The sequence below is a fragment of the Arthrobacter sp. KNU40 genome (genome assembly GCF_051515115.1).
Classification (GTDB): Bacteria; Actinomycetota; Actinomycetes; order Actinomycetales; family Micrococcaceae; genus Arthrobacter.
This window is the reverse complement of sequence record NZ_CP195850.1, coordinates 4,163,323-4,175,438: the sequence shown is the minus strand read 5'-3', so window position 1 is coordinate 4,175,438 and position 12,116 is coordinate 4,163,323. Positions and strand designations below refer to the sequence as shown.

Here is a 12,116-nt window from a genome sequence, read left to right as displayed (position 1 = left end):
AGCTAATCGCGGCCACGTGATTCGGCGCCCGGGGAGACCCCGGCGCGGTGCCATCCCCGGACCGCCAAAGGCACCCGCCAACCCCAACGCCAAGCCACCACCCGGAAGGCGAAAACCCAGGCGGCAATGACCCCGGCCGTCACACCGTTGAAGGCTCCGATGTTCCAGAGGAGTGCGGTCAGGGCGGCTCCCGTGAAGGCCGGCAGGGCGTACAGGTCCCGGGCATTGAAGAGGGTGGGAATTTCGTTGGCCGTGATGTCGCGAAGCAAGCCGCCGCCCACGGCAGTGGTGACGCCCAGGAGGATTGCAGCCACCGGATTCATCCCGGCGGCCAGTGCTTTGAGTGTCCCGGTGATGCAGAACAAAGCCAGCCCGCCGGCGTCGAACAGGGTCAAGAGGGACGTGAAGCGCTGGATGCTCGAAAACAGGAAGTACACCAACACTGCGGCCAACAGGGGCGGCACGAGATAGACCGGATTGGTGAACGCGGCGGGTGGGCCGGTGTTGATGACGATGTCGCGGATGACACCGCCGCCCAGGGAAACCAGCGAAGCCAATAGCAGCGAGCCGATGATGTCGAACTGTTTCTTGGCCGCGAGTAAGGATCCGGACACGGCGAAAAAGAAGACGCCGGCCAGATCCAGCCATACCAGCGCAAGGTCAAAAGTGAACAAATGCAGCTCCATTCTTCGTTCACAGACGGGCGATCATGCTCGCCCAACGTTACGCTTGCACGCATGAACAGCCCCGTCTTGATCGCGTGCGCCCACGGAACCCGGAACGTCGAAGGGCAAGCCGCTATCCGCCAGGTCATGGCCGAGATTGAGGCGCTCCGGCCCGGCCTGACCGTTGTCGAGGCCTACGTGGACGTCCAGGAGCCCGAGTTGGGCGGCGTGGTGGCCGCACTCCCGGAAGGCACGCCCGCCGTCGTCGTTCCTTTGCTGCTCAGTACCGGCTACCACGTCAAGGTGGACATCCCCAAGGCGATCAAGTCCCGCCCGGAGGTGTCCGCGGCGCCGCCGCTGGGGCCGGATCCGCGGCTCGCAGAGTTGCTTGCCGCACGGTTGCGCGACTCGGGCCTGGGCGACGACGACGGCGTCCTGCTCGCCGCCGCGGGCTCATCGCTACCGGACGGTTCCGTCGATTCGGAAGAGCAGGCGCGCCAGCTCGCCGAGATGCTTCCCAACAAGGTGCGCGTCGCCTATGGCGCCAGTGCCGAACCGAACGTGCCCGACGGCGTCGCGGCCTTGCGCGCCGAAGTCACCGAAGACGGTGGCCGGGTGGTGGTGTCCTCGTATCTGCTGGCCACGGGCTACTTCCACGACCAGCTGTCCAAGGCCGGGGCCGACGTCGTGACGGCACCGCTGCTGCCTTCTCCGGTGCTCGCGAAGATCGCCCTGGAACGCTACGACGCAGTGGTTGCCGCGAGCGCTTAAGCGGGATTTTCGAATGCACAGCGCGGCCAGGTGAACAAGGCCCGACGGCGGTTCGTGACGAAATATTTCCCTAGGTGACTCTTCGTTTCTGCGTCGTTGTTGGAGAAATCTGGCCAGCCCTACAGTCGATGCATGACTGATACAGCTCTAGCCGGAGCGTCTGCGGACGAGGCTGCCTCCAAGCGCCCGGCCCGCACCGCCCGTCCTGCCGCGAAACCCCACGGCCAGTGGAAAGTCGACGGCACCGCGCCGCTCAACGCCAACGAAACCTGGAAGCAGGAAGACAACGGGCTCAACGTCCGCGAGCGTATCGAGTCTGTCTACTCCAAGCACGGCTTCGACTCGATCGACGGCACGGACCTGCACGGTCGCTTCCGCTGGTGGGGCCTGTACACCCAGCGCAAGCCCGGCATCGACGGCGGCAAGACCGCCACCCTTGAGCCGCACGAGCTTGAGGACAAGTACTTCATGCTCCGCGTGAGGATCGACGGCGGTGCGCTCACCACCGAGCAGCTGCGCGTCATCGGCCAGATCTCCGTAGACTTCGCCCGCGGCAGCGCCGACCTGACCGACCGCCAGAACATCCAGCTGCACTGGATCCGCGTGGAGGACGTGCCGGAAATCTGGCGCCGCCTCGAATCCGTGGGCCTGTCCACCACCGAGGCTTGCGGCGACGTCCCGCGTGTCATCCTTGGCTCCCCGGTCGCCGGCATCGCCAAGGACGAGATCATCGACCCCACGCCGCTGATCCACGAACTCGCAGAGCGCTTCATCGGCGACCCCGAGCTCGCCAACCTGCCGCGCAAATACAAGACCGCCATCACCGGCCACCCCTCGCAGGACGTTGTCCACGAGATCAACGACTTCGGCCTGGTCGGCATGGTCCACCCCGAACTCGGCGTCGGCTATGACCTCTGGGTGGGCGGCGCGCTTTCCACCAACCCGATGCTCGCCAAGCGGCTCGGTGCGTTCGTGAAGCCCGAGGAAGCCGCCGAAGTATGGCTCGGCGTCACCAGCATCTTCCGCGACTACGGATACCGCCGCATGCGGACCAAGGCACGCCTGAAGTTCCTCCTTGCGGACTGGGGTCCCGAGAAGTTCCGCCAGATCCTCGAGGACGAATACCTCGGTTTCAAGCTTGCCGACGGCCCCGCAGCGCCCAAGCCTTCAACTCCGGGCGATCACGTCGGCATCCACGAGCAGAAGGACGGCAAGTTCTTCATCGGTGCCACGCCCTTGGCTGGTCGCCTCTCGGGCAGCCAGCTCGTGAAGCTCGCGGACACCCTCGAGGCACGTGGCTCGTTCCGCCTGCGCACCACTCCGCACCAGAAGATTGTTGTGCTCGACGTCGCCAAAGAGCAAGTGGAACCGCTCGTCGCCGATCTGGACACCCTGGGCCTCTCCGCCCGCCCGTCCGTGTTCCGCCGCGGCACCATCGCCTGCACCGGCATCGAATTCTGCAAACTCGCCATCGTGGAAACCAAGGTCACGGCAGCCACCGCCGTCGCTGAACTGGAACGCCGCATGGCCGACCTCGCGGACAGCGGTCAGTTGCCGCAGGCACTGTCCCTGCACATCAACGGCTGCCCCAACTCCTGCGCCCGCATCCAGACTGCGGACATCGGGCTCAAGGGCATGATGCTGCCAACGCCCGACGGCGACCCCACCCCGGGTTTCCAGGTCCACTTGGGCGGCGGGCTGGCTTCGTCCGACCGCGAAGAAGCAGGCCTCGGACGCACCGTGCGCGGCCTCAAGGTTTACGTCGAGGACCTGCCCGATTACGTAGAGCGGGTAGTCCGGAAGTTCGTGGCCGACCGCGCCGAAGGCCAGACCTTCGCCGAATGGGCACACTCCGCAGATGAAGGAGATCTCCAGTGACCGCCACAACCGAGCTCCGCTCCCACGACGAACTCAAAGCGCTCGCCGAAGCCGGTGCCGCAGAGCTCGGCTGGAACGCGCCCGCCCGCGACGTCATCGCCTGGGTGGCCCGCAACTTCGAACTGCCCGCCGTCGCCGTCGCCTGCTCCATGGCCGACGCCGTGCTGCCGGCCCTCGTCGCGGACCAGTTTCCCGGCGTCGACGTCCTCTTCCTGGAGACCGGCTACCACTTCCCGGAAACCCACGCCACGCGGGACGAGGTCGCCGCGAACCTGCGCGTGAACATCGTGGACGTGCTCCCGGAAAACACTGTGGAGCAGCAGGACCGGCTTCTCGGCAAGGATCTGTTTGCCCGCGACGCCGCCCAGTGCTGCGCGCTCCGAAAGGTCCAGCCGCTGCGCCGGACCCTCGCCGGCTACGAAGTCTGGTTCACCGGAGTCCGCCGCGACGAGGCCCCCACCCGGACCAACACCCCGCTGATCACGTGGGACGAGACCAATGGCCTGGTCAAGGTCAACCCGATGGCCGACTGGAGCTTTGACCAGCTGGTCCAGTACTCCGAAGACAACATCCTTCCCGTCAACCCCCTCCTGAGCCAGGGCTACCCGTCCATCGGATGCCAGCCCTGCACCCGCAAAGTGGCCCCGGGAGCGGACCCCCGCTCCGGCCGCTGGGCAGGAACCGACAAGACAGAATGCGGACTACACGTATGAGCATCTACACAACCAACGAGGACCTGGAGTTGTCTGTGCTGGAAACCGACGCTGCTGAGACGCCGACTAGCTTCGAACCCCGCGCACGCTTGTCCAGCCTGGATACGTTGGAGTCCGAGGCAATCCACATCATCCGCGAGGTTGTTGCCGAGTTCGAGAAGCCTGCGCTGCTGTTCTCCGGCGGCAAGGACTCCGTGGTGATGCTGCACCTGGCCACGAAGGCGTTCTGGCCGGGCAAGGTGCCGTTCCCGGTGCTGCACGTGGACACCGGCCACAACTTCCCCGAGGTCATCGATTTCCGTGACCGCACGGTGGAGCGTCTGGGCCTCAAGCTCGTGGTTGGCTCCGTCCAGGAGTTCATCGACCGTGGCGAACTTGCCGAGCGTGCCGACGGTACCCGCAACCCGCTGCAGACCGTGCCGCTGCTGGATGCCATCCAGCGCAACAAGTTCGACGCCGTTTTCGGGGGCGGCCGCCGCGACGAGGACAAGGCCCGTGCCAAAGAACGCATCCTAAGCCTGCGCGACGAATTCGGCCAGTGGGATCCCCGCAACCAGCGCCCCGAATTGTGGAACCTGTACAACGGCCGCCACACAGTGGGCCAGCACGTCCGCGCGTTCCCCATCAGCAACTGGACCGAGCTGGACGTGTGGCGTTACATCGAACGCGAAGGCATTGAGCTGCCCGGCCTGTACTACGCCCACGAGCGCGAGGTTTACGAACGCGACGGCATGTGGCGCGCGGTCGGCGAGGTTTCCATGCCGAAACCGCACGAGGAAGTCATCACGAAGCTCGTCCGCTACCGCACTGTGGGCGACATGTCCTGCACCGGCGCCGTCCTTTCCGACGCCCGCACGGTTGCCGACGTCGTCGTCGAAGTTGCCGCATCCACACTCACCGAACGTGGCGCCACCCGTGCAGATGACCGCATCTCCGAGGCAGCCATGGAAGACCGCAAGAAGGACGGCTACTTCTAATGAGCACGATTTCCACAAGCTCAATCACCGAGTCCAACGCGGGCCCACACCGGCAGGGTTCCCTGGCCGAGCGCAGCGAGGTTAGGGTGCCGGTGGGGACGCTGTTCCGCTTCGCCACGGCTGGATCTGTCGACGACGGCAAGTCCACCCTGGTGGGCCGCCTGCTGCACGATTCCAAGGCGATCCTTGCCGACCAGCTCGACGCCGTCGCCCGCACCTCAGCGGACCGTGGCTTTGGCGGAGCCGGCGCAACAGGCAGCCAAGCGATCGACCTCGCCCTCCTGACCGACGGTCTTCGTGCCGAGCGGGAACAGGGCATCACGATCGATGTCGCCTACCGCTACTTCGCCACCGACCGCCGCAGCTTCATCCTCGCGGACTGCCCCGGCCACGTGCAGTACACCAAGAACACGGTGACGGGCGCGTCCACTGCGGACGCCGTCGTCGTACTCATTGACGCCCGTAAGGGAGTCCTCGAGCAGACCCGCCGCCACCTGTCAGTGCTGCAGTTGCTTCGCGTGGCGCACGTGATCGTCGCTGTGAACAAGATCGACCTCGTGGACTTCAGCGAGTCCGTCTTCCGCGAGATCGAGACGGACGTGCAGAAGGTTGCCCGCGAGCTTGGCTTGGGCAGCGACGGCATTGCCGACGTCGCAGTCATCCCAGTGTCGGCGCTCGACGGCGACAACGTCGTGGACCGCTCGGACCGCACACCTTGGTACAGCGGCCCGGCCCTGCTCGAGGTCCTGGAAACCCTTCCGGCCGCCGACGAGCTTGAAAGCCACCTGGAGAGCTTCCGCTTCCCGGTCCAGCTGGTCATCCGCCCGCAGGGCGCGCTGGCTCCCGACGCCGTCGCCGCAGGGCTCGACGTCGGAGCGTACCGCGACTACCGCGCCTACGCCGGCCAGATCACGGAAGGAACCGTGAAGCTTGGCGACAAGGTAACCGTCCTGAGCCCGGGCCACGAGCCCCGCATCACCACCGTGACGGGGATCGACTTCGCCGGCAGCGAGCTGGCTGAGGCTACTGCTCCGCAGTCGGTGGCGATCCGCCTGGCCGATGAAATCGACATCGCCCGCGGAGACACCATTGCCGCAGCAGGGACGGTGCGCGAGAGCTCGGCCGACCTGTACGCGGCGCTGTGCTGGCTTTCGCCCAAGCCGCTGCGCGAAGGTGCCAAGGTGCTCGTGAAGCACGGGACCCGGACCGTCCAGGCACTCGTCCGCAATGTAACGGGCAAGCTCGACTTGGCCACGTTCAACGTTGAGGCCGCCTCGAGCCTTGAGCTGAACGACATCGGCAACGCCCAGCTTCGACTGGCCGCGCCCTTGCCCTTGGAGAACTATCTGCACCACCGCCGCACGGGCGCGTTCCTGGTGATCGACCCCGTGGACGGCAACACCCTGGCCGCCGGCCTGGTGAAGGACCACCCGGGCGACCACGAGGACGAACGTTACGTCATCTGACGTTCTCGGTGACTGGAACCGCAGCTTGTTTCCCAAACCCCGACTTCAAGGTCCGGGACGGGAAACAAGCTGCGGTTTTTTGCGTTGGGGCCGGCCGAATTATGACGCCGCATGAACGTGCGTGACCCCGGGTTTCCGGGTCATTGAACGGCAAATATGACAGTCCCTATGGTGAATCCATGACCTCTTCGGATTGGTCCTTGCCTGCCCTCCCGGGGCGATGTCGCAGGGCCTGACAAACGCCCAGCCCCTTCACGCACTCCAAGGATCAACATGTCAAACACCCCAGAACCCACGCCGCCCGCCTCGAACCCGGGAACCACGCGCATCGTCGCCGGCGAGAGCAACAAGCCCAAGCGCCGCCGCGCGCTCGAGATCGGCATCGCCGTCGGACTCGTCCTGCTGATCGGTGCCGGCGCCGCCGTCGCATCGGTTGTGGCCAAGAACAACGAAACCCAGCCGGCCGCGGCAACGACGCCCGCCGCCGAACTCCGGCTCGGCTACTTCGGCAACGTCACCCACGCCCCCGCGCTGGTGGGCGTCAGCAAGGGCATCATCGCCAGCAAGCTGGGCAGCACCAAGCTCACCACCCAGATCTTCAACGCCGGGCCGGCCGCGGTCGAGGCCCTGAACGCCGGAGCGATCGACGCCGCATACCTTGGCCCCAACCCGGCCATCAACTCCTTCGTCCAGAGCAAGGGCGCATCCATCAGCATCATCGCCGGCGCGGCTTCCGGCGGAGCCCAGCTGGTGGTCAGGCCCGGCATCAACTCCGCCGCGGACCTCAAGGGCAAGACCCTCGCCTCCCCGCAGCTGGGCGGCACCCAGGACGTGGCGCTGCGCGCCTGGCTGGGCAAGCAGGGCCTGAAGACCAACCCGAACGGCGGGGGCGACGTCGCCATCAACCCGACCGACAACGCCCAGACCCTCAAGCTCTTCCAGGACGGAAAGCTCGACGGCGCGTGGCTGCCCGAGCCTTGGGCCTCACGTCTGGTGGTCCAGGCCGGAGGCAAGGTCCTGGTGGACGAGAAGGACCTCTGGGATAAAGGCGCGTTCCCCACCACGATCCTGATCGTGAGCAAGAAGTTCGCCGCTGAACACCCGCAGACCGTGACCGCCCTGATCCAAGGCCACGAAGCCTCGGTCAACTGGCTCAACACCGCTTCGGCCGCCGACAAGGCCACGGCCATCAACGCCGCCCTGAAGGCGACCGCGGGCAGCACGCTCCCGGCCGACGTCATCGACCGCTCCCTGAAGAACATCACTTTCACCGTGGACCCGCTCGCTGGAACCTACAAGAAGCTGCTCCAGGACGGGGTCGACGCCGGCATCACCAAACCCGCCGACATCAACGGCATCTTCGACCTCCGCGCCCTCAACAGCGTGACCGGGCAGAAGACCTCGGCCGCAGGACTGGGCCAAGACTGAACCGCCAAGGCCCAACTGACTCGCAGTTGTTGTCGTTTTGAAGGCTCATAACGACAACAACTGCCAGTCAGTTGGGAATTCAACAACGAAGCAACGAACGAAGGACGGGACCATGCCAGTCGTACTGGAACACCTGGGTAAACGCTTCGGCGACGGCGCCCCGGTGCTGGACGACGTCAACGCCACCATCGAGCAAGGCGAGTTCGTCGCCCTGCTCGGTGCGTCCGGCTGCGGCAAATCCACCCTGCTGAACATCCTCGCGGGGCTGGACCAGCCGACGTCGGGCGCCCTGGAGGTGCCCAGCGACGGTGCCGCCTTCATGTTCCAGGATTCAGCGCTGTTCCCGTGGCTCACTGCCCGTGGCAACATCGAACTCGCGCTGAAACTCGCCGACAAGTCCGGCAGCCTGAGCAAAGCGTCGCGTGCTGCCCGTGCGGGCGAGCTGTTGGACCTCGTCCATTTGGGTGGCGCGGGGGACAAGCGCCCCCACGAGCTCTCCGGCGGCATGCGGCAACGCGTCGCCCTGGCCCGCGCTTTGGCCCAGGACCGGCAGCTGTTGCTCATGGACGAACCGTTCGCTGCCCTCGACGCCATCACCCGTGACCTTCTGCACGACGAGCTAGAGAGGATCTGGAAAGAAACGGGCCGCACCATCGTGTTCGTGACGCACAACGTGCGCGAAGCCGTCAGGCTCGGCCAGCGGGTCCTCCTGCTGTCCTCCCGTCCGGGACGGGTCGTGGCCGAGTGGAACGTCACCGAGGAACACCGGACCGACGCCGGCCGTGCCGGGGAGCTGACCGGAACCATTACCCGCCGCCTGCGCGAGGAGATCCGCCGCCATGCCAATTGAACAAGAGACCCGGCTTGCCGAAGGGGAAACTGCAGAGCAAGCTCCGCAGTCCCGCCACATCACCTCGCCGTCCCTAAAGGGAAACCCGGACGAACTCCGGGATCTCGAGGCCGGCCTGGACAAGCTGCAGTCGGACGCCCACCGCAAGGCGCACATCGACTGGACCCGGGTCATCCTCCCTATTGCGGCGCTCCTGGTCCTCATCCTGGCATGGCAGTTCTACGTCTCCCTCGGTTTCAAGCGCCGCGACCAGGTTCCCGGGCCGCTTGATGTCCTAGGACAGTTCGGTGCCCTCTGGGCCGAAGGCAAAGCCCAGGAAGCCATCTGGACCTCACTTCAGCGCGGCGTCATCGGCTTCCTCATCAGCGTTGCCGTGGCTACTCCGGTTGGCCTGCTCCTGGCACAGGTGCAGCCGTTGCGCCGTGCCTTCGGCCCGCTCATCTCCGGGCTCCAGGTGCTGCCGTCGGTTGCCTGGGTTCCCGCGGCGATCATCTGGTTCGGGCTCTCGGACGGCACTGTTTACTTCGTCGTCCTCATGGGTGCCATCCCGTCCATCATCAACGGGCTGATTTCCGGCGTGGACCAGATTCCGCCGCAATACCGGAGCGTCGGCAAGGTCCTCGGGGCCTCGCGACTGCAGATGGCCTTGCAGATCGTCCTGCCGGCGGCCCTCCCCGGATACCTGGGCGGCCTCAAGCAGGGCTGGGCGTTCTCTTGGCGTTCGCTCATGGCCGCCGAAATCATCGCAGTGGGCGGCACCATCGGCTTCGGGCTCGGTTCGCTCCTGGACCAGGGCCGCACCTTGTCCGACATGGCCACGGTCATGTCCGCGATCCTCGCGATCCTGTTTGTGGGCATCCTGATCGAACTCGTGGTCTTCGCCCCGATTGAGCGCCGCCTCCTGTTGCGCCGTGGCCTGCTGGCGGGGAGCACGCGCTAAGGAATTCCCGGGCCCACCCCGTGGTTGATGCGGGCATGAAACGAATCGGTTTTCTTTCCTTCGGCCATTGGGGACCCGTCCAAGGCTCGCGCACTCCTTCGGCCGGCGACGCCTTGCTCCAAGGGATCGACCTTGCGGTTGCGGCCGAGGAACTCGGCATCAACGGAGCCTTCTTCCGCGTTCACCACTTTGCGCGCCAGCAGGCCTCGCCGTTCCCCTTGTTGGCGGCCATCGCGGCCCGGACCAACCGGATCGAAATGGGCACGGGCGTGATCGACATGCGTTACGAAAACCCGCTGTACATGGCCGAGGAAGCCGCGGCCACTGACCTCATCAGCCAAGGCAGGCTCCAGTTGGGCATCAGTCGTGGTTCACCCGAGCCGGCCCTGCACGGCGCCCGGTACTTCGGCTACGCCCCGGCCGAGGGTGAGGACGACGCCGCGATGGCCCGCCGCCACACGGCCGTATTCCGGCACGCCATCGCAGGCCATGGAGTGGCCGAAGCCGATCCTTCCTTCATGGGCGGCGGGCGTGGCCTCCTGCCGATCCAGCCGACGTCGCCCGGGCTGCCGCAGCGCATCTGGTGGGGCGCCGGCACCCGCAAGACCGCGGTCTGGGCTGCGGAACACGGCATGAACCTGATGAGCTCCACCCTGCTCACCGAGGACACGGGGGTTCCCTTCGATCAACTCCAGGCCGAACAGATCAGCATGTTCCGCGAGGCTTGGGCAGCCGCAGGACACGGTTTTGAGCCGCGCGTTTCGGTCAGCCGCAGCATCATTCCCGTGGTTGACGCCGAGGACGAACACTATTTCGGGCTCCGTGCGCAGGTGGATAACCGCGACCAAGTGGGCATGCTCGACGGTGCCTTGTCGCGGTTCGGCAAGAGCTACGTCGGCCCACCCGATGCTTTGGCCGAGGAACTCGCGCAGGACGCCGCGGTACAGGCTGCGGACACGGTGCTGGTCACCGTGCCCAACCAACTAGGGGTGGAATACAACATCAAGCTGCTGGGTAACATCGCCAAATACGTGGCTCCGGCGATCGGCTGGGAGGCGCCCAGCGCTTAGGCGTAATGTGACGCCGGGTTACCTAGCGTGAACTGGTGTTTCCGGACCTTTGAAGCATGTTACGGCCCGGCCCTACAGTTTTTTCATGGCAATACAGGACATCTACCCCACAGCCCTGCGGCTGCTTGGCCGCCCGGTGCTGGTGGTGGGCGGCGGACCCGTGGCCGCGCGACGCGCCAAGGGACTGCTCGACGCCGGCGCCCGGGTGACCGTGGTGGCCCCCGTTGCCTCTGACGCGCTCCGCGAACTCGCCGCCTCCGGCCTGCTCACCTGGGAGCCGCGCACTTACCTTTCCTCCGACGTCGACGGCGTGTGGTTCGTCCAGACGGCCACCGGCGTTGCAGCCGTGGACGCCCAGGTAGCCGCCGACGCCGAGGCGCAGCGCATCTGGTGCGTCAACGCCTCGGACCACGAATCCTCGGCAGCCTGGACCCCCGCCGTCGCCGTTGTGGACGACGTGAAGATCGCCATCAACGCCGGGGGAGACCCCCGCCGAGCCATGGCGTTGCGCGACGCAGTTGCCACCGCGCTTGAGACGGGAGACCTGCCCCTCCGCCGTCGTCGTGCCTCGACCGGAAGCGTCGCCCTCGTGGGTGGCGGCCCCGGTGACTCTGGCCTCATCACCGTTCGCGGCCGCCGCCTGCTGGGCCAGGCCGACGTCGTCGTCGCGGACCGCCTCGGACCGCGCGACTTGCTGCAGGAACTCGCTCCGGACGTCCGCGTGATCGAAGTCGGGAAGACTCCCGGCCACCACCCCGTGCCGCAACTGGAGATCAACCGGATCCTGGTGGAGGAAGCCCTGGCCGGCCACCGTGTGGTCCGACTCAAAGGCGGCGACCCCTACGTCCTGGGCCGCGGCGGCGAGGAAGCAGAATTCTGCCGGCAGAACGGCGTCGAGGTTGAAGTGGTTCCCGGTGTCACGTCGGCGATCTCCGTACCGGCGGCAGCCGGCATTCCCGTGACGCACCGCGGACTTGCGAAGGGCTTCAGCGTGGTGACCGGCCACGAGGAACTGTCCGAAGTCCCGGCGCGGCCTGACCACACCGTGATCCTGCTCATGGGCGTCGCCAAACTCCGCGAATCCGCCGCTGCCCTCGCGGAATCCGGAATGCCCTTGGACACGCCAGTAGGTATCGTAGAGAACGGCTACATGCCCGAACAGCGCGTCACGATCGGCACTTTGGCAACCATTGCAGACCAAGCCGAGGCAACCGGCGTCGCAAATCCCGCAGTGATTGTGATCGGCGATGTCGTCCGTGTCAGCCCGTTTGCCCCCGAACATTTCAAGACCGCTGACTACAGCACCCTGACCCCCAACAAGCCCCGCGTCGTTACCCCTTAGCCCCTCACCCAACTAG

Annotated in this window: 11 protein-coding genes; 10 read left to right on the top strand and 1 reads right to left on the bottom strand. The window is 66.2% G+C overall.

Translation table 11 applies throughout. The annotated features are described in order from the left end of the window. Positions 1-2: 2 nt before the first annotated feature. A complete protein-coding gene (locus tag ACSKT0_RS19400; protein WP_437771166.1) occupies positions 3-674 on the bottom strand; it encodes a trimeric intracellular cation channel family protein in 672 nt (223 codons plus the stop codon). 63 nt (positions 675-737) lie between these two features. Between ACSKT0_RS19400 and ACSKT0_RS19395 the strand changes: the two genes are divergently transcribed. The 10 genes from ACSKT0_RS19395 to cobA all read left to right on the top strand — a co-directional run bounded on the left by ACSKT0_RS19395 (position 738) and on the right by cobA (position 12,100). Continuing rightward, positions 738-1,436: a sirohydrochlorin chelatase gene (locus tag ACSKT0_RS19395; RefSeq protein ID WP_437771165.1), complete on the top strand. Its 699-nt coding sequence runs from the start codon at positions 738-740 to the stop codon at positions 1,434-1,436. Positions 1,437-1,568: 132 nt separating this feature from the next. Then, positions 1,569-3,314, top strand: coding sequence for a nitrite/sulfite reductase (locus ACSKT0_RS19390; protein ID WP_437771164.1), 1,746 nt, complete (start codon positions 1,569-1,571; stop codon positions 3,312-3,314). Then, positions 3,311-4,027 carry a phosphoadenylyl-sulfate reductase gene (locus ACSKT0_RS19385; protein WP_437771163.1) on the top strand — a complete coding sequence of 239 codons (717 nt, stop codon included), beginning with the start codon at positions 3,311-3,313 and terminating at the stop codon, positions 4,025-4,027. Before ACSKT0_RS19390 ends, ACSKT0_RS19385 begins: the two co-directional genes overlap by 4 nt. Next, entirely contained in the window at positions 4,024-5,004 is a 981-nt protein-coding gene (gene cysD, locus ACSKT0_RS19380) for a sulfate adenylyltransferase subunit CysD (protein ID WP_437771162.1), read from the top strand. Before ACSKT0_RS19385 ends, cysD begins: the two co-directional genes overlap by 4 nt. Next, a complete protein-coding gene (locus ACSKT0_RS19375) occupies positions 5,004-6,470 on the top strand; it encodes a sulfate adenylyltransferase subunit 1 (RefSeq protein WP_437771161.1) in 1,467 nt (488 codons plus the stop codon). Before cysD ends, ACSKT0_RS19375 begins: the two co-directional genes overlap by 1 nt. Positions 6,471-6,743: 273 nt before the next feature. Then, the gene (locus tag ACSKT0_RS19370) at positions 6,744-7,898 is read left to right on the top strand and encodes an ABC transporter substrate-binding protein (protein ID WP_437771160.1); all 1,155 of its coding nucleotides are present in this window, start codon (positions 6,744-6,746) and stop codon (positions 7,896-7,898) included. Positions 7,899-8,010: 112 nt separating this feature from the next. Further along, the gene (locus ACSKT0_RS19365; RefSeq protein WP_437771159.1) at positions 8,011-8,748 is read left to right on the top strand and encodes an ABC transporter ATP-binding protein; all 738 of its coding nucleotides are present in this window, start codon (positions 8,011-8,013) and stop codon (positions 8,746-8,748) included. Then, entirely contained in the window at positions 8,738-9,688 is a 951-nt protein-coding gene (locus ACSKT0_RS19360) for an ABC transporter permease (RefSeq protein ID WP_437771158.1), read from the top strand. The genes ACSKT0_RS19365 and ACSKT0_RS19360 overlap by 11 nt, the downstream gene beginning before the upstream one ends. A gap of 35 nt (positions 9,689-9,723) precedes the next feature. Then, positions 9,724-10,758, top strand: coding sequence for an LLM class flavin-dependent oxidoreductase (locus ACSKT0_RS19355; RefSeq protein ID WP_437771157.1), 1,035 nt, complete (start codon positions 9,724-9,726; stop codon positions 10,756-10,758). 85 nt (positions 10,759-10,843) lie between these two features. After that, on the top strand, positions 10,844-12,100 hold the full coding sequence (cobA, locus tag ACSKT0_RS19350) for a uroporphyrinogen-III C-methyltransferase (protein WP_437771156.1): 1,257 nt from the start codon (positions 10,844-10,846) through the stop codon (positions 12,098-12,100). Positions 12,101-12,116 lie beyond the last annotated feature (16 nt).